The sequence below is a fragment of the Vibrio owensii CAIM 1854 = LMG 25443 genome, from assembly GCF_000817815.1.
Taxonomy (GTDB): Bacteria; Pseudomonadota; Gammaproteobacteria; order Enterobacterales; family Vibrionaceae; genus Vibrio; species Vibrio owensii.
Genome location: NZ_JPRD01000008.1, coordinates 22,081 through 44,367, shown reverse-complemented (window position 1 = coordinate 44,367; position 22,287 = coordinate 22,081). Strand labels below are relative to the sequence as shown.

Annotated in this window: 19 protein-coding genes; 9 read left to right on the top strand and 10 right to left on the bottom strand. The window is 45.5% G+C overall.

Translation table 11 applies throughout. The annotated features are described in order from the left end of the window. Positions 1–323: 323 nt before the first annotated feature. From H735_RS03840 to H735_RS03820, 5 genes are all read left to right on the top strand, one after another. Positions 324–1,667 (top strand): sodium/glutamate symporter, encoded by a 1,344-nt coding sequence (locus tag H735_RS03840; RefSeq protein ID WP_020195935.1) that lies wholly within the window; start codon positions 324–326, stop codon positions 1,665–1,667. 230 nt (positions 1,668–1,897) lie between these two features. After that, complete coding sequence (locus H735_RS03835; protein WP_009704256.1) at positions 1,898–2,389, top strand: prepilin-type N-terminal cleavage/methylation domain-containing protein; 492 nt, start codon at positions 1,898–1,900, stop codon at positions 2,387–2,389. Between the two features lie 270 nt (positions 2,390–2,659). Next, on the top strand, positions 2,660–4,399 hold the full coding sequence (locus H735_RS03830) for an ABC transporter transmembrane domain-containing protein (RefSeq protein WP_020195936.1): 1,740 nt from the start codon (positions 2,660–2,662) through the stop codon (positions 4,397–4,399). 2 nt (positions 4,400–4,401) lie between these two features. Further along, complete coding sequence (locus H735_RS03825) at positions 4,402–6,180, top strand: ABC transporter transmembrane domain-containing protein (protein WP_020195937.1); 1,779 nt, start codon at positions 4,402–4,404, stop codon at positions 6,178–6,180. Positions 6,181–6,443: 263 nt separating this feature from the next. Next, positions 6,444–6,992: an MSHA operon transcriptional regulator gene (locus tag H735_RS03820; protein WP_020195938.1), complete on the top strand. Its 549-nt coding sequence runs from the start codon at positions 6,444–6,446 to the stop codon at positions 6,990–6,992. A 184-nt stretch (positions 6,993–7,176) separates the two neighbouring features. Here the strand turns inward: H735_RS03820 and H735_RS03815 are convergent, their stop codons facing one another. The 4 genes from H735_RS03815 to H735_RS03800 all read right to left on the bottom strand — a co-directional run bounded on the left by H735_RS03815 (position 7,177) and on the right by H735_RS03800 (position 11,447). Continuing rightward, positions 7,177–7,392: a hypothetical protein gene (locus H735_RS03815; protein ID WP_005442113.1), complete on the bottom strand. Its 216-nt coding sequence runs from the start codon at positions 7,390–7,392 to the stop codon at positions 7,177–7,179. Positions 7,393–7,491: 99 nt separating this feature from the next. After that, positions 7,492–8,616: an HD-GYP domain-containing protein gene (locus tag H735_RS03810; protein ID WP_027726673.1), complete on the bottom strand. Its 1,125-nt coding sequence runs from the start codon at positions 8,614–8,616 to the stop codon at positions 7,492–7,494. A gap of 258 nt (positions 8,617–8,874) precedes the next feature. After that, a complete protein-coding gene (locus H735_RS03805; protein ID WP_020195940.1) occupies positions 8,875–10,080 on the bottom strand; it encodes an aromatic amino acid transport family protein in 1,206 nt (401 codons plus the stop codon). 173 nt (positions 10,081–10,253) lie between these two features. Next, positions 10,254–11,447, bottom strand: coding sequence for an iron-containing alcohol dehydrogenase (locus H735_RS03800; RefSeq protein WP_020195941.1), 1,194 nt, complete (start codon positions 11,445–11,447; stop codon positions 10,254–10,256). Between the two features lie 164 nt (positions 11,448–11,611). Here H735_RS03800 and H735_RS03795 point away from each other — a divergent pair, with 164 nt between their 5' ends. Further along, on the top strand, positions 11,612–12,109 hold the full coding sequence (locus H735_RS03795; protein WP_005442105.1) for a hypothetical protein: 498 nt from the start codon (positions 11,612–11,614) through the stop codon (positions 12,107–12,109). A gap of 77 nt (positions 12,110–12,186) precedes the next feature. Next, entirely contained in the window at positions 12,187–13,545 is a 1,359-nt protein-coding gene (locus tag H735_RS03790; protein WP_227739879.1) for a GGDEF domain-containing protein, read from the top strand. Between the two features lie 38 nt (positions 13,546–13,583). On the opposite strand, the gene H735_RS03785 is transcribed toward H735_RS03790, so the two are convergent. Continuing rightward, on the bottom strand, positions 13,584–14,216 hold the full coding sequence (locus H735_RS03785; RefSeq protein WP_020195943.1) for an SDR family NAD(P)-dependent oxidoreductase: 633 nt from the start codon (positions 14,214–14,216) through the stop codon (positions 13,584–13,586). A 293-nt stretch (positions 14,217–14,509) separates the two neighbouring features. Between H735_RS03785 and H735_RS03780 the strand changes: the two genes are divergently transcribed. Continuing rightward, on the top strand, positions 14,510–15,775 hold the full coding sequence (locus H735_RS03780; protein ID WP_020195944.1) for an HD-GYP domain-containing protein: 1,266 nt from the start codon (positions 14,510–14,512) through the stop codon (positions 15,773–15,775). A gap of 105 nt (positions 15,776–15,880) precedes the next feature. Here the strand turns inward: H735_RS03780 and H735_RS03775 are convergent, their stop codons facing one another. Together H735_RS03775 and H735_RS03770 are read right to left on the bottom strand one after the other, a co-directional pair. Further along, a complete protein-coding gene (locus H735_RS03775) occupies positions 15,881–16,483 on the bottom strand; it encodes a 2OG-Fe(II) oxygenase (protein ID WP_005442095.1) in 603 nt (200 codons plus the stop codon). Positions 16,484–16,650: 167 nt separating this feature from the next. Then, on the bottom strand, positions 16,651–17,418 hold the full coding sequence (locus tag H735_RS03770) for a TerC family protein (RefSeq protein ID WP_020195945.1): 768 nt from the start codon (positions 17,416–17,418) through the stop codon (positions 16,651–16,653). A gap of 337 nt (positions 17,419–17,755) precedes the next feature. Here H735_RS03770 and H735_RS03765 point away from each other — a divergent pair, with 337 nt between their 5' ends. Continuing rightward, positions 17,756–18,712, top strand: a complete 957-nt coding sequence (locus H735_RS03765) for a LysR family transcriptional regulator (protein WP_042605818.1) — start codon at positions 17,756–17,758, stop codon at positions 18,710–18,712. Between the two features lie 20 nt (positions 18,713–18,732). Here H735_RS03765 and H735_RS03760 read toward each other — a convergent pair whose 3' ends face one another. The 3 genes from H735_RS03760 to H735_RS03750 form a co-directional block, all read right to left on the bottom strand. Further along, positions 18,733–19,614, bottom strand: coding sequence for a YjjW family glycine radical enzyme activase (locus H735_RS03760; protein WP_027726674.1), 882 nt, complete (start codon positions 19,612–19,614; stop codon positions 18,733–18,735). Positions 19,615–19,635: 21 nt separating this feature from the next. Further along, the gene (locus H735_RS03755; RefSeq protein WP_020195949.1) at positions 19,636–21,180 is read right to left on the bottom strand and encodes a YjjI family glycine radical enzyme; all 1,545 of its coding nucleotides are present in this window, start codon (positions 21,178–21,180) and stop codon (positions 19,636–19,638) included. 205 nt (positions 21,181–21,385) lie between these two features. Next, the gene (locus H735_RS03750) at positions 21,386–22,012 is read right to left on the bottom strand and encodes a LysE family translocator (protein ID WP_020195950.1); all 627 of its coding nucleotides are present in this window, start codon (positions 22,010–22,012) and stop codon (positions 21,386–21,388) included. Positions 22,013–22,287 lie beyond the last annotated feature (275 nt).

Sequence of the window (22,287 nt, the reverse complement as noted above, 5' to 3'; positions counted from 1 at the left end):
TAAAGAACGCTCATTTAGTGAACATCATTTGTTGATTCCCATCAATTGCATTGCTCTGACAAAGTGACTAGGATTGCCGCCTTTCCTGAGTGAACTATCAAAATAACATCGAGAAATTTAATCTAATTTCTCTTCAAGTTCGTGCGCAATCACGACATTTGCACTCATTTCAAACTGCATAAGCACATTCCTTTGCTTATGAAAACGACATTGATTTCTCAACACTTTTGGTCACGTATGTGACTTTTTTCGTTGGGAGCGATTTTTCAATCAAGGTTGGTCACAAGGACGCTACCCCTTGACTGCATTTACTGGAGGATAAAATGCCTAAAGGTCTAATGCTGACTGACTTAGCCATTGCTGGCTTACTATTGATTTTGGCAAAAGTCATTCGCGTTCACACGCCATTACTGCAACGTATGTACATTCCATCGGCGGTTCTCGCGGGATTATTCGGCCTAATTTTTGGACCAGCCCTGCTAGACGTACTGCCTTGGACCGATACCTTTACCGCTAACGCAAGCCTGTTAACTGCTGCACTTTTTTCTGCGTTAAGTCTGGCAACGGATGTTCCATCACCTAAAACCGTCGCACAACGCGCTGGCTCATTGTGGGCATTCAACCAAATCGCTTCTGTTTCACAGTGGTTATTTGCAGCAATGTTTGGTCTCGCGATCACTACCTTCTTTTGGCCAGAGATTAATCCCGGCTTTGGTGTGACAATGTCTGCAGGCTTTATGGGCGGTCACGGTTCAGCCTCTGTTGTTGGTGAAATTTTCACGGGGCTTGGCTGGGAAGATGGCTTCACACTAGGTTTAACCTTCGCAACCGTGGGTATCTTCATCTCAATTTCTGTCGGCATGCTCATGCTGCAATTTGCATTGAAGATGGGTTGGATTCGTAGTTTTACGACATTCGATAGCATGGACGAACACGAACGCAAAGGCCTTGTTAAGCCTGATGATCAAGAACCGGTAATGAAAGACACCATGTCTTCCCTGTCAGTTGATTCTTTCGCGATTCACGCTGCGCTAGTGGTTGTCGTAACCGCTTTCTCTTATGTCGCCGCCAACTACTTGTCTTCTTTCCACGATAAGGTACAGATCCCGACGTTTGTAACTGGCTTCCTTGGCGGCATGCTTGTGCGAATCATCGCGAAACAAACCAAAGCTTCACGCTATCTTTGTGACGGTGCATTCAAACACGCTGCGGGCATCAGTACCGATTATTTGATTATCTTTGGTATCTCAGCCATCAAGATTACCGTCTTAGCCCAGTACTTAATGCCTATGGTAGTACTAGCAATTGGCGGTGTAAGTTTCACACTTTGGTTAATCTTTTGGGTAGCACCACGAATCATGGGTGAGAATTGGTTTGAGAAAGGCATCTTCTCTTGGGGTTGGTTAACCGGTACGGTAGCTATGGGTATTGCTCTACTTCGTATCGTTGATCCAAAGATGCGTAGCAAGGTACTTGATGATTACGCCATCGCTTATGTCCCAGGCTCAATCACTGACATCTTCATCATCTCTTTGATGCCAATCGCGATGTATAACGGCATGCACTGGCAAGCGCTTGGCGTTGGTCTAGCTTACATAACCGTGGTTCTTTTCATTTGGCGTTTTGTTTTCAAACAAGGCTCACACGCCGCCACAAGCACCTCATAAAGTGATGATTTAAAGCCCCATACCTTCAAAGGATTGGGGCTTTTTCTTATTGAGATTACACTTACTTTTTGTGTGAGATTGAATAAATTCCGAGTGCAATTTTAAGCAACTTGTTTTATATATTAGAACCGAATCATTCATCGCATAACTTCATTCTTTTTCAATACCTTTCCAGCCATAATTTTGCTCCAGAATAGCAGACTATAAAAATACATATTCGGAGGTTGGCTGTGCGTAATACCAAAGGTTTTACACTGATAGAATTGGTGGTTTGTATCGTCATTCTTGGGGTGGTAAGTGTCGTTGCGCTCCCAAAATTTCTTGGTATCCAGAAGGATGCCCGCATTGCTGTCTTGTATGGTGCTCGTGAGGCGCTGATGACAGCCAACAATCAAGTCTATGCAAAAGCGGTGCTCCAATCGCAAGAGAACGTCGACGCTGGTGAACTGATGAACATTGATTTGAATAACGATGGCGTCAACGATCTGATTGGCTACTACGGATATATCAAGAATGTGATTCCAGCAAAAGAGCTCGCCGGGTTTGACCCAAAACTGACTATCAATCGTTGGTACGGAGTGGACGATGAAGATGAACCCTACTTCTTAATTGGCTTTGCTAATAAGCCTGTCGACATATTCAACCTTTGCTACGTAGAAGTCTATTATCCGAAAACAGCAGGTGGTCAAATAAAGTACGGAATTCAAACCAGAGACTGCTAAAACCGGTAAAAATAAGCTTCAAGAGTGATACTTTTGAAGCTTTCCTTTCTGTTTGAGACGGAACCCCTCAAAACTGCAATTAACATTAATTTCACAATATCTTGTTACATCCTCCCCTTTCAGCAATACATAAGGCGGCTATTCATCGAGCCTCTATAAAATCGACACATTGTGTTGTTTTTCATTTCGCTCAAAAATTATGCTTGTAAACTCATCAATTCGCTCAATAATGGTTCCATAACAAATTCAATAATTTAAGCAGGAGGCGAAATGAGAATATTCTGGCAGCTGCGTTGGTATTTCCAACTAAAATGGAAACAATATGTGGGGTCCATCCTGCTATTTGCCGTCATTTCCGCCCTTCAGCTTGTTCCTCCCAAAGCGGTCGGTATTATTGTCGATGGTGTGGTCGATAATACCCTCGAAACCAGTACCTTAGTGATGTGGTTATTGGGCCTTATTGTGCTGTTTTTTGCGATATATGGCTGTCGAATACTGTGGCGGATCTGGTTATTTGGCGCGAGTTGGGAACTAGGCACCATTTTGCGTAATCGCCTTTATCGTCATGTCTCTACTCAGCCCCCTCGATTCTTTGAACGATACAAAACTGGCGACCTGATGGCTCGTGGTACGAACGATGTTCGCAACATTGTTATGACCGCAGGTGAAGGTGTGTTAACTGCTGCCGATTCTCTGATCACTGGCATCGCGGTACTGATCATCATGGTGACGCAAATCAGTTGGAAGCTGACTGCAATGGCATTATTGCCGATGCCGTTTCTTGCCATCATCATCTTCTTCATCGTTCGTATTCTGCATAAACGATTCAAAATCGCACAAGAAGCCTTTTCTACGATGTCAGACATGACTCAAGAGTCACTAAATGGCGTACGTATGCTGCGTGCTTTCGGGTTAGAAAACCAAGAGCAGCAACGTTTTGAAGAGGTTGTGGATGATACAGGCGAGAAGAACATTGCCGTTGCCCGTGTCGATGCGCGCTTTGATCCAGCCATTCAGCTGACTATTGGTATGTCTTTCTTTTTGAGCGTGGCGTCTGGTGCCTACTTAGTTGACCAAGGTGATATCACACTTGGGGATTTGACCGCATTTACTATGTATTTGGGTCTTATGATCTGGCCTATGCTGGCATTCGCGTTCCTATTTAACATCTTGGAAAGAGGCTCTGCTGCGTGGAACCGTCTGCAAGAAATCTTCGATGAAAAGCCAGAGATCGTCAGTGGTGAAACGTCATTGGGCACTCAACCTTTGCCTTTGCAGATCAAAATTGACGAGTTCCACTGGTCTAAAGATCTGCCACCAGCACTAACTGATGTTCACATCACCCTTGAGCCAGGAAAAATGCTCGGCATTGCAGGCCCAGTTGGCAGTGGTAAATCAACCTTACTCACCTTACTGCTTCGCCAACACGATATGGATAACGGTACGATTCAGTTTGGTGATGTCAAAATCAAGGACGCTGTCCTGCCAGAGTGGCGAGACCGTTTTGCTGTTGTTAATCAAAGCCCGTTTTTGTTCTCTAAATCTATCTTCGACAATATCGCTCTGGGCAACCCTAGCGCATCAAAAGAAGACGTTTATCGAGCGGCGAAACTGGCTTGTATCCACGACGATATTGAGAAGTTTCCTGAAGGCTACCAAACAGAAGTGGGCGAAAAAGGCATTACCCTTTCTGGAGGTCAGAAACAGCGTATCGCCATTGCACGCGCCATGCTGCTTAATGCCCAAGTGTTGGTATTGGACGATGCCCTATCCGCTGTTGATGGACGTACCGAACACCAGATTCTAAAGAACTTAGAGACTTACTATCGAGAGCAATCATTGATTGTCATTGCCCACCGTCTCACTGCTCTAGAAGCGGCAGAAGAGATTGTGGTGTTGAATCACGGACACATAGCAGAACGTGGCCAGCATGGAGCACTTCTGGAACGTGAGGGTTGGTATGCGGAGATGTACCAGTACCAGAAACTAGAACAGGCAATGGAGGACTAATCATGAAGCAATCGACAACGTTTAAACGGTTAATGTCTTACCCATTGTCACAGCCAAAGCCGATGCTAAAAGGCTTGGCGCTACTGTTTATCGCGGCGTTAGCCAGTGCTGGCGGACCTTGGCTGATTCAATATTTTATTGATGAACACATCGCGAAAGGTGATTACTCGCGTGACATATTGATCTCACTTGCCGCAGGTTACATTGCCTTGCAGCTTATCTCAGCGGTGTTTCAATACTTCCAATCATTGCAATTTAGTATTGTGGCAACCAACACGATCAAAACGATTCGTAAACAGGTTTTCTCTGGCGTGATCAAGCAGCCTTTATCGGCATTTGATTACACTCCTGCGGGTAAGTTGGTTTCTCGTATCACCAACGATACGGAATCGCTGCAACAGTTTTATGAGTTATTGATCGCCACTGTGGTGAAAAACGCAGTAATGATCTTGGTAATGTTGGGCGTCATGTTTTACATGAGTTGGAAGCTAACCATCGTCGTGTTGGTGCTGCTGCCAATCGTAATCGGCTTTATGTACTTGTTCAAAAAGCTCAGTACAGAAAGCTATCGAAACATGCGTGACCTACTGACAGACATTAACGCCAATTTAAGCGAATCCATTCAAGGTATGAGTGTGGTGCAGTTAATGCTGCAAGAAGAGCGCTTCAACAAACAGTTTAACGGCCTCACTGACGACCATCTGGTTGCCTCGAAGAAAGTGATTCGTTTGAATGGCTACCTATTGCGCCCTCTGATGGATTTGCTCGCAGGCCTTGCCCTACTCTCTCTTGTCGCTATCTTTGGCTTCAATGGTGTCGAGCTGATTGGCGTGGGTGTTCTGTACGCTTTCATCAGTTACCTAGCGCGCGTGACCGAGCCTTTGATTGAGATGACACAGCAGTTGGCATTGCTTCAGCAAGCATTGGTATCGAGTGAGCGTGTATTCGAGTTGATCGATGCGCAAGAGCAAACATACGGCGATGACCATAAGCCACTGCAAACAGGTGCGATTGAGCTTAACAACCTGACTTTCAGCTACGATGGCAAACAAGACGTATTGAAGGACATTTCCCTGAAAGCGTCGCATCAAGATTTTATTGCGCTTGTTGGCCACACCGGTAGCGGTAAAAGCACACTCGCTTCTTTGCTCATGGGGTTCTATCCAACCGAAATCGGTGAACTACGGATTGACGGGCGTCCATTAAAATCTTTAGGCAAAGACGTGCTGCGTAAAGACGTTGCGATGGTACAGCAAGACCCACATATCCTCCCAGCCAGCGTGCGTGAGAACATCTCTCTGGGCAGAACGGTCGAAGATGAGCAGATTTGGGATGCGCTGGAAAAAGTCGGCCTTGTCGAACAGATTCGTCGTTACCCGAACGGATTAGATACACAACTTGGTCAAGGTGAAACAAACCTTTCGGCAGGTCAAAAACAATTGCTTGCGCTCGCACGTGTACTTGTCGCTAAGCCTAAGATTCTGATTTTGGATGAGGCAACGGCAAACATCGACTCGGGTACAGAAGCGTTAATTCAAAAAAGCCTTGAAGTGCTTCGTCAAGACATGACGCTTGTTGTAATAGCTCACCGCCTATCGACGATTTTGGATGCCGACCAAATCATCGTTCTTCATCACGGAGATTTAGTTGAAAGTGGTACACACAGGGCGCTGTTAAAACAAAATGGTCGATATGCACAGATGTATCAACTTCAGCAAGCCAATCGCCATATTCAGCAAATCGAAGAGGAAGACGACAAGCAATTCGAGGAAGCTGTTTAAACAGTCTGCATAATGCACTACCACTGACTTGAAGCCCGTTAGCTATGCTGCGGGCTTTTCTTATACGAAAGTTCCATTCATAATCTAAACAATTTCTTTATTTCTTACCTATTATTGACATAACCCCTCGCTATTATCCGCGAGGTCGTTGTAAAATCGCGTTAATTATCGACACGAGCTATCCCCGCTAAAGTGTTTTTCGTTTCGCTCACAGCTCATGTCGGACTGTTTTCTATTGCATATTAATTTCATGACTGAAGTCCATGGACCAAGATAAGTTTACTAACATCTATCGCTTGCCAGGTTCGTTACAAATTCGAATCGCTAAGTGGCAAAAGACTTTCCGCGGCACATCTGATTTAGTTCTTCATCAGGTGCTGATGGAACGTAATAAGCAATTTAAGAAACCAAGCTTTTTGCCAAAGAGCTGGTGCATCACGCCTATTGATGAGAATGACATCACCATTACTCATCACGGTAAGTACATTCAAACCGTCATGCGTACCATGCTGGATAGAAAAGTGTCGTACAAGCGTCTTTTCTTGTCTCGTATGGATGCAGAGAAAGGTGAAAAAGTTCTGCGTGAGTACAAACTTGAATGGGTAAGAAAGCACAATCAAATTGCTAAGAAGTACAACCAAATCAAGAAAAAGCAGTACATGAACTTTGCAAGAGAAGAGGAAGAAACCCTCTATCCTTCGATTCCTAAAGGCGAGTTTGATAAAGCGTTATGGAATAAATTGGTGGTTTCTACTTTTGGTCCCGAGAAAAAGTACAAAAACCCCCATTACGTACGCAAAGCAGATTTCTAAAAAATCCCCCGACTGTTCGGGGGATTTTTTTATGCTTTCGATACGTTAATAGTGACATTGTCACGAAGAGATTAAATCGGGATTGTTATTAACGCAGCGAGCGTTGCAATTGTACAGCGCTCGCTGACGGACGACCTGCGACGGTGAGAAAAGTAGGATGAGAGTCGCAGCATTGTTAAACCAGTTAATGACGAGCGTCAGCGCCAAACTCTACTTCTTTATAGATATCGGCCAGTGACTTCTTACCTTGTTTGTCCTTGGCTGAACGCTTTCTTGGTTGGTAATGATACTCTTGGTCTTGCAAAGCTTCTTCATGTTCCTTTGCAGACTCTACGAATTCAGCATTCGCAAGTGCTTGTTGGCGTAAGCGGTTTACTCTTTCTAGGGTTTCCCACAACATACTTCACCTCCAAACGAGTTACTGTATACATGTACAGTATTATTTATTCTGACCTCCTAGTCAATATTTTGATTCCCTTCACGGTTTGCTCCTCTACTCTCACATTAAACCCATACCAGCGTAGTGCTCTGGGTACTTATGAATGATCTGTTTTAGATAGCCTTGATGTTCGCGCAAGGCATTCACGCACTCTCGGGATAACAAGCCTTGATACACACGTTTCTCTAGTTCTAACAAGGCATACGGAATTGACCACGCTTGACGATATGGATGATGGGTGGTCATGACATCAAACACATTGGCGACGGCTGCTATTTGCGCAGCGATTGGAATACCTGAATGCTCAAGCCCATGCGGATAACCAGAGCCATCTAGGTTTTCATGTTGGTAAGAAATGATTTGTTGGAACAAAGTGACACTCGGATGAACCGGATTACCGATTCTTGCCACAATGTTATCGGCTGATTCCACACATTGCTCAATGTGCTCCGTTAACAGCGCTTCTTGTTCTGCATTCACACAGCGACGATTGCACACGATATCTGCCGGAAGCTTAATATCGCTCAAAGCATGATAACGAGTGAACATGCCGATTTGCTCCACAACCTCGTCACTGAATTGGTATGTATCAGCAAGTTGGGTGGCAATCAATTGAGCGTACATGCCCATTCGTTTGCTGTGCGAGTAAACCTCTGGTGAATAACCTGGCATCAAGCACTGCATTCTTTCCGCTAACAGCTCGATAGCGTTAACGACATGGTCTTCCGACTCCACCGCGAACTGAACCATTTCAAAGTAAGGCTTTAACCCATTCAAAGCTTCTGCACTGAACGCATTCGGTTGAATCGAATTGAGAAAGACGAAGCCAGTAAAGGTTTGGCGATCGTAACAAGGGACCGCAACAGATGAGTGATAACCTTCTTTCAATAAGGTTTGAATGCGCGGACAGTGGTTGATGTCGTAGAGATCGTTAACAAGACGAGGAATGGCATTGTCAGCAGCAATGCTTAAATTATGAAGTTTACGAAGTGGCGCTTCATGATGAGCCAAACACCAAGTGTCGAACTCACTCTCAGCAAAGGATTTTAGCATGCCTTGTTTTGGGTGGTATTTTGCAAAAGACACCCTATCGACACACGGTAAATGTGCCTGCATCCTATTCTTCAGTGTTTGCATTTGCTCATTGAGCGGTTTTGCAAACGGGTAAAAGCTCCGGTGCGCCATACTTCACCTCCACACCAAGTAGAGAAACCAGAAGAAAAGGCTCATGAAAGTCAGCGTATTTGATGTGATTAGAGCGGCTTTTCTCCACCTAAATTAACGACATACCACAACTTAAGTGTACGAAATAAAAACAGATTTTCGCCAATCTTTTCACCGAATATTCTACGGTAATTTAATCCAGATCAAAAAAACCAGCGCACTTTCGTACACTGGCTTTTCAATACATGATGAGTTGTTCGTTATCTATCAGCTTGGTGATTAACCCAGCGCAGGAAGCACGCCCAGAGTAATGAGTAGCTGCGCTATCACAATTCCCGTACCTGCAATGCCCGTTACTAATAGTGCTCCCTGACCACCTGCCACGCGGTATTCTCCTGTAAACTCATCAGAGCGGCGCACTTTCAACACCATCACCAATGGTAAGAAGATAGCAAGAATAGCCAAAGCAATAGCTGCGTAGCCCAGAGCCATGATGAAACCTTGTGGGTAGAACAATGCAAAACCTAATGGCGGTGTGAAAGTAATTACAGCAGCAACCAGACGGTTTGGTTTTTCACTGTCGCCTTTAATGGTATCGCCCAAGAATTCAAACAGACCTAAGCTCACACCAAGGAAAGACGTCAAAAGAGCAAGGTCAGCAAATACACCCACTACGCTACCAAGGTTTGATTGGTGAACCGTTTGAGACAATTGACCGATAAGCGCACTTAAGCCGCCGTTTTCAATTAGTGTATCTTGGCTCACAACACCAAGCGTCACGATTTGCCAGAAGATGTAAATAACCAAAGGAATCGTAGAACCAACGATGATGGCTTTACGTAGAGACGAGGTGTCGCCATCTAGGTAGTTCACAATCGCAGGAATACTGCCGTGAAAACCAAAAGAGGTGAAGATGACTGGAATTGCTGCAACGATAAGGCCTTGTTCAATTGGCATGCTCAGTAAGTAAGATTCGGTCACGTTTGGCGCAAGGAAAGACAGCACAGCGATCATCGTCACCATCTTTAGGCCAAAAAGCACGCGGTTAACCTTGTCTACCGTTCCTGTACCAACCGTCACAACCATAGTGACGATAAGAGTAAAGATGATGGTAGAAGTCGAACCTGAAATATCCAGTCCAAACCACTCTGTTAGACGGTCACCAAACTGAGCACCGCCACCAGCAATGTAAGCGGCACACAATGAGTAGAACAAGAACAGCATCGCAAAGCTCGCAACCCACTTACCCTTCTGGCCAAGGATTTGCTTCGCCAAAGTATGAAGGGTTGCACTGCTGTCCGCATATTGGTGAAGCTCAAGCATCAATAGCGCCGTAAACGCCATTAATGCCCACAATCCCAACATGATAATAAGAGAGGTTGAGAAACCAATACCTGCAGACGCAAGAGGAAGCGCCAGCATACCAGCACCAATCGTAGTCCCTGCAATAATCAGGGTGCTACCAAACACTTTAGATCGACTCATTGTATATTTATCTTTACAGCTTAATAAGATTTATCAGCACCAGATCGGGCTACAGCACACCAAACCTAACACCATATTTGGAATGATGACGATTCTGTAGGATCTTTATAATAAGATCAAGCAAAGTGTAAGGATAAAAATCCACACGTGTAAATAATTTTATACAACAACGATTAAACTCTGATTTCCGCAAGCAATTGGGCGCACTCTTCTTCATTCATGAACTTAGGCACTGGATAATTCCAATGCGCTTCTTTAAGTATCAAAGTCACCAACGCGTCAGTGTCAGAGGTTTTCAACAGAGATGACGTTTGTTCGATGCCAATCTCGTTGTACAGCCCTTCCAACCTGTCGAGGAACGCTTGTGCATTTGGCATAGCTTCACTTTGCGCATCGATTAACGCTTCGCTTAGCGCGGTAAGTTGTAGCTCAATCTCAGAGAAAGAGAACCGGAGCACAGGCAGCAAAGCAAGACCATTTGCCATTCCATGAGGCAGGCCGTACTTGGCACCTAGGTTATGCGCGAACGCGTGTACATAACCAAGACTCGCTTTGGTAAAGGCAAGGCCTGCATAGTAAGACGCCATCGCCATTTTTTGCCTAGCTTGAATATCGCTGCCCTCTTCTACGGCACGAGGGAGATATTGGAATATGAGTTTAATAGCAGCAACGGAATACGCTTTAGTTTCCGTCGTCGCGTTGCGGGATATGTAGGCTTCAATCGCATGAGTCAGAGCATCTATACCGGTGTCAGCCGTTATCTTTGCAGGCAAACCAACGAGTAGATTGGCATCTAGCGCTGCCATCAAAGGTACTAACTTCGGATCCATTAGAGGGGTTTTGTGGTGAGTATCAGGCTCGGAAACGACCGCCGCGACGGTAACTTCAGAACCAGTGCCTGACGTTGTGGGAATCACAAATAATGGCGCAGGTGTTCTCCACACGCGAAACAAGCCGGCCAATCTCTTGATGGATTTCTTGTTGGTCACTCTGGCCGCAATCACTTTGGCACAATCCATTGCAGAACCCCCGCCGAGCGCCAAAATCGCATCACAACCGGATTCTAGGTAGACATTTAATCCACGTTCAACTTGATCATAAGTAGGGTCCGGTTTTACCTCTGCATAAAGTGCGACGTCTAAACCTCTCGTTCTGGCACTTTCTGCTACTTGCTCTGCCATTCCTATTGTTACTAGACCTTCGTCGGTGACAAGGAGCAGCTTTTTAAATCCGAGATCGGCGATAGCTTCCGTGAGTTCATGAATGCTACCGGGGCCTGAAAATAACGTTGGTTTCGGCAGAGGAAGAACGTAAGCGGCCACCTTCAGTCCATTGGTGTAACCGCGATAAAGCAGATGTTTCAACATACAAAGTCCTTTTGTTTTTGAGTATTCATTCTAGATGCTTTTTTCTTCAATTCGAGATAGTGGGTTCACAGAATTCCGTATTCATCCATCTACGCTCCTAAGCCGACCAAACCAATATTTATCTACTATTCTATAACTTAAGTACTAATGGTTGAGGACGAGCCATGGGATACAAGCCATTTGCTTTGTTGGTCTTTTCAGGATCCGTTTTTGCGGGCTCATTGGCGAGCTTCCCAGAAAACCTCGACAAACTTGTGCTTGTTAAACAAAGTGTTATCCCTGGGCGAGACGTGGTATTGCCGCCAGATACGCCCACGTTTGTTCAAGAGACCGTCAAGATGTACAACTGGACGAATCAAGGTAAAGGCACCAACCTGAGTATTTATGTTCCGAAACACAAAGTAGATGCTTACAAAAAGCACGGCCCCTATTCCGATGGCTTAACGGCAGTTGCAGTTTACGAAGAAGAAAACATTATTTTTGTCACCGAGCATCTTGCTGGTGAAGTGCTTTACGGGAGTTATGATCGGCAGGGAAACGACATATCAGATCGTCATCCGTCATTGAGGATTGAAACGTGCTACCGCTGTCATAACGGATATAAGGACATTTGCATCAATGGGACATGTGCCGTACCCATCATTGATGTGTTTAACGAGTAGTTCATTACGTGGGAACATCAATAAGAATAAAGATCTTCCTCTCGCACTTTGTTCTCGTCATTCTCATGATAGGTGGTTTGGGTTATTACAATTTTCATAACTCAATGGATACCATCATCAAAACGACGATCGTGTCTCGCGAGCAAAGCGCAAGCGCACTGGTTCATCATGTCAGTGATGCGGTGCATGGCGGTAACTACGCCAATCTCATGCTGCCCAGCTTTAAAGATGAGCTAGAGATGCACACCGACTTGCGTTATTTGTACGTTAACGGTTATTCCTCCGTGACGAATTCTCCCGTGTCTGTTACTTACAATCGTGACGCAAAAGAAATCTGGCGTTCAGACTACCCTCCGACCTTCGAACAAGACCTAGACCAGCGCATCGCTAGGCTCACCTCGGTCAAGAAAACCGGTTCCCAAGCCAATGTGAAAGTGAAGTATTTATTGGCTCGTCTCAATGACGCACGTGAGCAGTATTATATGAGCAAGGAACTCGAAGAAGATTTCACTCTCGATCTCTATCCTTGTCGAGTAATCGGTAAAAGTCACCTGAGCTTTGAGAAAGACATTCTCTACATCACTTTGCCATTAACTGGTGACATTCAAGGCAACATAGAACTGCTGTATGACATCGAATTGGTGCGTGAGATTCGTGATGAATTTGTGGTGGATTCAATTCGCGAAATCGTCCTCGGCATGGCGATCTCATATCCATTGTTACTTTTACTGTCTTACCACATCTCATCGCCAATCAATAATCTGTCGACCTTTATGCGCCAGAACTTTGAAACCATCAGCCTGTTTCAAGTCCCGAACACTAAAAGGAAAGATGAAATCGGAGATTTAGCACGCGCCTTTAGCCATCTTGTCGACAAAGTGGTCCGCAAGAACAGAGAGCTGGATGACATGGTGAAGCACGATCCTTTAACCGGTCTGTATAACCGTCGTTCGCTTGAAGCCTCCTTCCGCTCGTTGTGCTATCAATCCAACAAGATGTTCATCGCCTGCTTCTTTATTGATATCGACCATTTTAAAGAGTTCAACGATCACCGAGGGCATTTACAAGGAGACAAAGCGCTACAAAAAGTCGCCAAGACTTTAGAATCGTTCGCGGTGCAAACGCATGGCTACGCTTTGCGATTAGGCGGGGAAGAGTTTGTAGTTCTCGCTCCTGTGCATGATGCGAGAGAAGCGTTAGCGCGAGGCAACCAACTCCGCGGGCGGGTTAAACAATTGGAAATCATTCATCATGATGAACCAACCATCAAGTATCTAACCATCTCCATTGGTATTAGCCTTTCAGAGCGCGCACAAGCCGACATCATAGACCCAAACCGCCTGTTAGATGAATCAGACGAAGCCTTGTATGCCGCAAAAGATCTAGGGCGTGACCAAGTCGTACTCTATTCAAACGAAAGCAGGGACAGCGCCTAAGTTCTGCCCCTGCGGATTATTCAGTTTATCGTGTGAGCTTAGTAAGTCAGCTCTGGGTCGATACAATGGAAGATCTCACCGCTTCCTTGACCATTTTCCAGCATCTCAAACAGTAAACGAGCCACTTCTTGACGGTATACCAAACCATGCACTTCTTTAGGTTCAACCAACACACCATTGCCTGTCACTTCGCCATCTTTCAAGCCACCTGGTCGAATGATGGTGTAATCCAAGTCACTGGTTTGTAACCATGCTTCCGCCAATGACTTCTCACGCACAACTCCGCCAAAACCCGCTTTAGAACGGTCAGAAAGGTATTTCCAGCTATCACCGCAACCAAGTGACGTCACCAAAACAAAACGCTTGAGTGATGCTTTACAGACAGTATCGATAAGGTGACGATGACCAAGGTAATCTACTGGGATGTCTGCACGGAAACTGCCCATCGTGCTGATGATGATATCTTCTTGATTAAGCTGCTCAACAACGCGATCAACCTCTTCAGCAATCGTGGCATCACATGCAAACGTTGCCTGACAAATCGCCTTTAATTCTGGGCTTTTGTCTGGATTTCTCGCCACACCGACAACTTCAGCACCTTTCTCTGCAAAATATTGTGCAATTGCCAAACCAAGACCGCTGCTTGCGCCCCACACTACGACTCTTTTCATAACTTACCTTTTACTACAAACATGATAATGAGAATACTTTAAATCACTATTTAAGGGGTTTTCAAAAGATGTCAATCGAAGTGAGAAAATTCTTTCCAAATCAATACGTAGTTCAAATAAATGATCGATAGTTCCGAGCTACGGATGAAATTTACGTGCGACAACCAGTATCATTCTCGGCATAACTATAACTAAGCCTTATGCACGTGTTTTTAGGTTCCAGTTCGCTGCCGCATTCCCTTAAAAACAACATAATAATCAACGCATAGGCAGTAGAAACGTCGGTATTAACAATGAAGCAATCTTCCTACTCCCAATCTGCCTCGGGATTTGAAGTCGATCTAAAACAGGCCCTCATCTGGGTGGCACGCGCGTTAGATTACGTAGGTGTTGATGATACGCATCACAGTCATCGAGTCGCGTACATCGCATATCAATGTGCACTCACTCTTGGTTGGGACATTAAAAAAGCAGAGTTCTGTTACTTTGCTGGCATGGTTCATGATTGTGGTGTCTCAGAAACTCGCGAGCACATGATGTTGCTCGAACAGCTCGTTCCTCAAGACGCCAAAGCGCACTGTATTCGTGGCTACCACACGCTTAAGCAGTGTCGATTACTCACCCAATTTTCAACCCCGATACTTTATCACCACACTCATTGGATCGATCTCGAACACATCGATATTCCAGCATTTGAAAAAGACGTCGCAGCTCTACTCTATCTTTCTGATCGTCTCGATTTTATGCGCGCGCATTACGTTTCCAACTGTCATAGCGACTTGGTTACTTTGCACGAAGAGTTGATTGCCGAGTGTGTTATGGCTAACGCAGGCACACTGTTTAACCCACATATGTGCGATGCCATGGTTAAGCTGATCATGACGGATGCATTTTGGTTTGCGATGGAATCTGAACACATAGAAACCATTGGACTTCAGTTTGAGAACATTGATTGGCTGCAGAAGCAACTCACCATCGAAGACATGAACAGCTTAGGGTTGTTCTTAGCGCGTATTGTGGATGCCAAGAGTCCTTTTACTTATCAGCACTCTCAAAAAGTGGCAGAACTGTCTCGTTACTTAGCGAAGAAAATGGGGTTGGATGAACACGAGCAAGAGATGATTTTTATTGCGGGACTGGTTCATGATATTGGCAAGCTCAAAACCCCTGATGAGATCCTTCACAAAGAAGGCCCACTGGACAAGCAAGAATACACACGCATCAAGCGCCATACTATTGATACTGAACTAGCCCTGCACAAGGTATTCCCGAATGCGAAAATCGCTGAATGGGCTTCCAACCATCATGAACGTTTAGACGGCTCTGGTTACCCTTATCATAAAACAGCGGAGGCGTTGGATGTGCCTTCTCGTATCATTGCCGTTGTCGATGTCTTTCAAGCGCTTTCTCAAGATCGCCCATATCGAGGCCGCATGACGCAGCAAGAGATTGCCGACATCATGGATGAACAGGTTGAAGCAGGCAAACTGTGCTCCGATGTTTATCAGGTTTTATCTGCCGACATGCAGGCGTGCTATCAGCTCTCCACAGAAGTTTAGCGCCAAACAAAGTCAGTAAGCAGAATAAACAAAGGGACACCAGTTCGGCGTCCCTTTGTTGTTTTGAAAGCATGTAAACACTGCAAATAAGCACGTGTAGATGGCTTAGTGTGCGATGTCTAACTGGTTGTCTTTCACACCGTTGATACGGAACCAACCTGCGATGCTGAATCGCTCCGCGTTTGTCGGCAATACTTCGTGTGGGAATTGCTCAGACAAGAATACAAACAGACGACCTGAACGCGGCGGAATCTTCGCGATCTCATTATCATTCAAATCGTATACCACTAACTCACCAGCGTCTTCTTCGCTCCACGATTCGTTCATGTAGAACACCGTAGTTAGACGGCGGTTTTCATTGCCTTTGAAGCAATCGAGGTGTTTTTGGTAGAAGTCACCTTTTTCGTATTTCGCGAAGTGCGCTTCGTACTCGAACAAGCCTAGGAAAAAGTAGCGGTTTGCTTCTAAACGAATCTCTTCCATCTTGTCTAGGAAAGACGCCACTGGCGCACCCATGTCACGCTTCAACCATTGGATCTTATCGCTACGAATGGTTTCAATACGAGTCACGTCGTCGTTACGACCAATACGTGCTTTCTTCCAATCGTCAGGAATACAGTCACGCAGCTCAGCCACTTCCTCTTGAGAAATAAAATCATCCCAGATGTAGTATCCGTGCGTCGATAACGCGTCGATCAATTTATTCATTCTATTTTGTTCACTCGTGTGGGTTTGGGCGGTCTATATAAGAAATCCGTGCTACAACAACAAATTCCGTTTTTTATCGAGACGACAAATCTACTTAAGTAACAAGATTCAGACGTAAAAAAGCCGCTCGTGTGAGCGGCTATTTAGGTCTACTGTTTGCGTTTCAATTAGCGCGTTTGAAGCGCAATAGAACGAGGTTGGATTGGACGAATTCGTTGAATCACTGGGCGTTGCTTTTTCTTAAGTTGGATATGACACATTTCCAACACTAGACCAAACGCCATCGCGAAATACACGTAACCTTTGTTGATGTGAATAGCAAAACCTTCTGCCATCAACAGACCACCTAGCAATACTAGGAATAGTAGAGCAAGGGTCTTAAAGCCCGGGTAACGCGTCACTAGGTTGTTGATTTTCTCCGCCGTCAACACCATCACAATCGCTGACGAAATGATCGCCGCCACCATGATTGGTACTTCGCTTGTTAGACCAACCGCAGTAATCACCGAGTCCATCGAGAACACAGCATCAACCGCGACAATCTGAAGTAAAACCACAGCCAGACCAGTACGAACATGAGTCGAGTGACCGTGCTCAGTGTGGGTTAACCAACTCCACAACTCTTTCAAGCTTTTCGCCAGTAGGAATGCACCACCCGCAATCATAATCAAATCACGACCAGTAAACGCGTAGTCACTGAAGCTGATTAACGGCTGAGTAAGTTGCATGATCCAAGAGATCGAGAACACCAAAACAATACGCGCCATCACCGCTAGGCCAATACCTAGGTTTCGGGCAAGTTTACGCTGGTGCTGTGGCAATCGTTCACACAGAACGGAGATGAATACGACGTTATCAACGCCTAAGACTACTTCAAGAGCAAACAAGGTAGCGAAGATAGCCCACGCTTCTGGTTGCATGAAAAGTTCTAACATGAGTACGCCTCCGGTGATTGGAAGCCATACAGTGAATTGTTCAGTCGACTAAAGGGGTCGTCCATTAAGTTTTTAAAACCTCTGTTACTTAGGAAACGCGAGTAAATCACCTCCTCCCTTTGTACGCAATCCCTTATTTTGTCAGGCTTGTGTAAAGCATCTTTCGTCCTCTAAGGGTTATAAGCCATACTCACCCCATCAAGTGCCGAGTTGAGCCAAACTATTGCATCGAGCTCGAATTGAAACGCCTCTTTTTACGTGCTTCAACAATCGTAAAAAAATGTTTCATAATAATATTTTGATATACTGAGAAAAATCACACGAATTAGCCTTGCGAATGGATTACATAACACTCTCACGCATTAGCCTTAAACACCTTACTGTATTGCACATGCTGCTCACGACACACAGCGTGACTCAAGCGGCGGAACAGCTCTGCGTGACCCCTTCCAGCGTGAGCAAAACGCTCAGCCAACTGCGCGACATTCTTAAAGACGACCTTTTCTACCGCGATGGCACTCGTTTAGTCCCGACTCCATTTGCTTTGAACATCGGCCCTTCTGTTCATGGCATTCTTTCCAGCATGAACGGTTTGCTTTACCAAGGCTCGTTTAATCCCGCGTATTACGAAGGTCGCTTTTCTTTGGCAATGCGTGAAAGCACGTTTGAGATCTTCGCACCTATGCTGCAAGACTTATCTCAGCAAATGGGGAGTCGCGCACAACTCAACGTGTATGCCAAAGAACAAATGAGTTTTGATTCTCTGATCCGTGGTCAGGTCGATTTTATGATTCTGCCGCACGACATCAGCCAACCACCTACGCACAACAAAGATTTGGTTTGGCAGACAATTCTAGAAGACGAAATGATCTGTTTGATGGGCAGCAATAACCCGCTAGTGAAAGAAGAGCTGTCGGTCGAGAACTACTTGTGTGCGAGACACATTGGTATTCACGATAAAGACCTATCCCAGCCTTACTTTGAGCAGAACCTAACTCAGCGATACGCTAAACGCAGCGTCGCCATGCACGTGGCAGATTTTGGGTCGGCAGCGGTAATGTGCCACCACTCTGATTACCTGTTCACTTGCTCAAAACTTTGGGCGCGAATGGCACTGCAAGCTAAGGGGTTGGTAGAGAGACCTTTGCCGTTTGAGTACGGACAAGTGGCGTATAGTTTGGTGTGGAATAAAGCGAGCCTGAACGATCCCGCTTTAAGATGGCTACAACAACAAGTGCTTAAGGCTTGTGAGACCCTTGGTGGATGTCGAAAGCCGAGAGTGAATAAACTCTAAGCCTTTTTATCTTTACTGCGCTACACGTAGACCGATGGCATGGTCATTGGTCTACTGACAAATTGACTTAATTGAGCGTGAAAGCGTTCCATTTCATCTTGGGAGCATTTCTCCCATTCCAGAGCTTCACCCGTTACACCGTGATGCTGAAAGGCATTCAAACGGATGTTGACCGATGCTGGCAACGCTTGCAGATAATGCCCCACCGTTGCAACTTCCGTATCTAAATCGCTTTTACCCGGAATATGAAGCAAACGCACTTCGTACAACTTGCCTGCTTGCGCTAAATACTGAATGGTTTGGAATACACGGTGGTTATCTCGCCCGACCAACCAATGGTGCGTTTCGCTTTGCCACGATTTAAGGTCAATCATCGCGCCATCCATGTACGGCAACACTCTTTCCCAACCTGCGGTGGATAAAGAACCATTGCTATCGATGAAACAAGTAAGATGCTGCAATTCAGGATCGTGTTTGATCCCTTTAAACAGCTCAGTAATGAAAGGAAGCTGTAAGGTAGATTCCCCACCGGATACAGTAACACCGCTAATGAAAAAGCGCTGTTGGCGTATCAAATCGAGCATTGCCTCCACAGAGTAGTCAGTAATTTTTGGATTAGATTGGTGCTGACATATCTCTATACAATGGTCGCAGTGGGTGCACTCCTCTTTAAGCCAAACAACGTTGTTGCTTTCGTCGAACTTCAGTGCGCCAGCCGGACACTCACTCACACAATCACCACAATGATTGCAGTGATTGATGGTGTGCGGGTTGTGGCAGTTGATGCACTGATAGTTACAACCCTGTAGAAAGATGACTAGACGGTTTCCCGGTCCATCAACACAAGAGAACGGAAGGATACGAGTTACCTTAGCCAAGAGGTGTTCCGATCGTCTAGCCATCTTATTCTTATCCGTCACCAATTACTTAGCGTAAGTCGGTGACATTTCGTGGCTCACCACACGTGGTGAACGCTCTAAAATACCGGTGTTCTTCGCCGCTTCTGCACCTAGGAATGTGGTATTGGTACGTGAACCTTCTGCATCGTATTTCGCGATATCAGACAGTTTCACCATGTAACCCGTTACGCGAACCAAGTCGTTTGACGCAACGTTTGCCGTGAACTCGCGATAGCCAGCATTCAATGCACCTTTACACAGGTTGAACATCGCTTCTGGGTTTGATTTCACGGTTTCGTCGATGGTCAGAATGTCGCTGATACCAGAACGGTAGTATTGGTGGTGGCCTGCTGTTGCTTGCACGTAAGACACGGGATCTGGCTCGTTACCGTAAGGAATACGAACGCCCGGCGTTACATCCAAATCTAGGCTGATACCGCCTTGTGCGTGCAGTAGCGCTTTGCCTTCTAGACCAAACTTCACAGGCGTGCTTTCTACCAATTCAGACAGTTTTGCCGAGATAGCGTGACCAAGCTCGTTTGCCGTTGCATCTTGGCCGTAACGGCTTGCATTGCCCTCTTTCTCTAGCAATACGTTTACCGCTTCTGCCATACCGTAGATGCCATACATTGGCGCAAAGCGAGATTCTTCAATCAGGCCTTCTTGCGTTAAGAAGCCTTTGAAGAACTCAGACTTTTCATGCAAATGTAGAGCGCGTGCGTCCATCAGCTCAACCATCAAGCCGTGATATTCTGGCAGCACGTTGTTGAAGAAGTCTTCACGATTATCTGCACGGTTTGCTGCTTCTTTTAGGTTCATACGCACTAACGTGTTTGAACCACCAGCCAATGGCAGAGAGTTGTAGCAGCTCACGATACCAAAACGACCACCTTCGTACGCGTTCGCGTGCATTGGGTAGTTCGCGATATGTGGCTTGCTGCACTCACAAATGTTTTGTGTTGCTTGCTTTAGCAAATCGTCTGGAGTGACGGTTTCGTCGTACATGAAGGTTAAGTTTGGCGCGATCTGTTTTAGCTCGGCGTCTACTTTCAAAATCGTACGACAAATGATGTTGTCCGTCGGGCCAATATTCACGTGCATAAACGCATCTGGCAACGTGCGATCAAGCATGATCCAGAAGTGTTTTAGCTTTTTGTAGATTTGCTCGTCAGTGAGTTCACCAACGTAAGGCATTAGCACGTCATCAAGTTGACCAAGGTAAACCGGAATGTTGGTTACCGAAGGCACATGATGGTAAATGATGGTCAACATGTTGATCGCATCATCGAAATCTTCTGCTGGAGCTAACTCCAAGTATTCAGAACCTTGAGAAAGAAATTTTGCGTAATCTGGCAAAACATAGCGCGGCTTAAACGGCGCGTGACCTTCAAACATGTCACATATGACGCCTTGCTGCATTGCTTGGCTTACCTCGTCAGAGACGGTCATATATGGAATAGTGGCTTCGGCTTCCAAAGCAAGAAAGTTTGATTTCTGTTTTGGAGACAAGTTGCTATCAGTCGCGATAGCAAGGAAACGCTGCTGAAGATCAGAAAGGCTTTGAGTCATCTAAGATGTTCCTGGAGAAAATACAACGAATACGCCCCTCAAATTATTTGTTCATTTCAAATCAATCTTGAAGGGACGCGTTGAATTCTACGCGCCAAGAGTCTTTGCCACTAATGAAAAAAACCAAAACGCCGATTTCCATTTTGGAAATAAGGTTTTTCTAATTTAGCCTAAGATTTAATAACTTAGCTTAACCTGCTGTCATTTAGCTTCGATGCGCGGTCGACAAAGCAACACCTGCGCTGATGAATACGCCGCCAGTCAGACGGTTGAACAACTTAGCTCTCCCTTTTGCAAATAACCAGTCCGATGTCTTCACACCCAACAAGCCATAAAAGGTTAACCAACTCAGTTCGAACACCACAAACGTGCTAGCAAAAATGATGTACTGAGAGAATAGCGATACAGAAGGATCAATAAACTGAGGAAACAGTGCCGTGAAGAATACGATCGCTTTAGGGTTGCTCGAACCGACAATGAAGCCGCTGGTAAATGCACTTAAATAATCGGACGCTGCTTGTTCTGGTTTTGCTTGTGAGAAATCGGTTTGTTTTGATCGCAACGCTTGGATACCAAGCCAAATAAGATACGCCGCGCCACACCATTTGATGATGTTAAAGACCAGCTCCGAAGAAGCAATCACAACACCAAGACCAGTGAAAGACAGGGTAAGAATAATAGTAATCGCAGCTAGGCTACCAAGTGCGGTCATAAAGGCGTGGCGAAACCCGTTGCTCACACCTTTGCTCAAACAAAGTAGCGAACTCGGGCCAGGAGAAGCAGTCAGGACAAGTATTGCGAGGGTGTAATAGATCCAAGTATCGAGTTGCATTGGCGCTCCTTTCCAATGTGCTGATGAATAAGCGAATCACGTGGAATAGCTGTCTTACTCTCGCTTCGATCCATGAAACGCAATAGAGCAAAACACCACATCATTCTAACCACAACTGAACAAGCTCAAAGTTAATCGAGATCCTCAATGAGCGCTCTGATTTAGAAGCCAGGGCAGGAAGTCAGGGTCAGAAATCAGAGTAACAAACCTCTGTTTATCTCTCCCCTAACCTACTTTGAGCTGTTTAGTTATGCATTCAACATACTGGGAATATG

Coding starts and splice junctions, on each gene's coding strand:
- H735_RS03755 (WP_020195949.1), bottom strand. CDS start 21,180: ATGACTCAAAGCCTTTCTGATCTTCAGCAGCGTTTCCTTGCTATCGCG.
- H735_RS03810 (WP_027726673.1), bottom strand. CDS start 8,616: ATGGCGCACCGGAGCTTTTACCCGTTTGCAAAACCGCTCAATGAGCAA.
- H735_RS03795 (WP_005442105.1), top strand. CDS start 11,612: ATGGGATACAAGCCATTTGCTTTGTTGGTCTTTTCAGGATCCGTTTTT.
- H735_RS03765 (WP_042605818.1), top strand. CDS start 17,756: ATGGATTACATAACACTCTCACGCATTAGCCTTAAACACCTTACTGTA.
- H735_RS03830 (WP_020195936.1), top strand. CDS start 2,660: ATGAGAATATTCTGGCAGCTGCGTTGGTATTTCCAACTAAAATGGAAA.
- H735_RS03800 (WP_020195941.1), bottom strand. CDS start 11,447: ATGTTGAAACATCTGCTTTATCGCGGTTACACCAATGGACTGAAGGTG.
- H735_RS03785 (WP_020195943.1), bottom strand. CDS start 14,216: ATGAAAAGAGTCGTAGTGTGGGGCGCAAGCAGCGGTCTTGGTTTGGCA.
- H735_RS03840 (WP_020195935.1), top strand. CDS start 324: ATGCCTAAAGGTCTAATGCTGACTGACTTAGCCATTGCTGGCTTACTA.
- H735_RS03805 (WP_020195940.1), bottom strand. CDS start 10,080: ATGAGTCGATCTAAAGTGTTTGGTAGCACCCTGATTATTGCAGGGACT.
- H735_RS03770 (WP_020195945.1), bottom strand. CDS start 17,418: ATGTTAGAACTTTTCATGCAACCAGAAGCGTGGGCTATCTTCGCTACC.
- H735_RS03820 (WP_020195938.1), top strand. CDS start 6,444: ATGGACCAAGATAAGTTTACTAACATCTATCGCTTGCCAGGTTCGTTA.
- H735_RS03780 (WP_020195944.1), top strand. CDS start 14,510: ATGAAGCAATCTTCCTACTCCCAATCTGCCTCGGGATTTGAAGTCGAT.
- H735_RS03815 (WP_005442113.1), bottom strand. CDS start 7,392: ATGTTGTGGGAAACCCTAGAAAGAGTAAACCGCTTACGCCAACAAGCA.
- H735_RS03760 (WP_027726674.1), bottom strand. CDS start 19,614: ATGGCTAGACGATCGGAACACCTCTTGGCTAAGGTAACTCGTATCCTT.
- H735_RS03825 (WP_020195937.1), top strand. CDS start 4,402: ATGAAGCAATCGACAACGTTTAAACGGTTAATGTCTTACCCATTGTCA.
- H735_RS03750 (WP_020195950.1), bottom strand. CDS start 22,012: ATGCAACTCGATACTTGGATCTATTACACCCTCGCAATACTTGTCCTG.
- H735_RS03775 (WP_005442095.1), bottom strand. CDS start 16,483: ATGAATAAATTGATCGACGCGTTATCGACGCACGGATACTACATCTGG.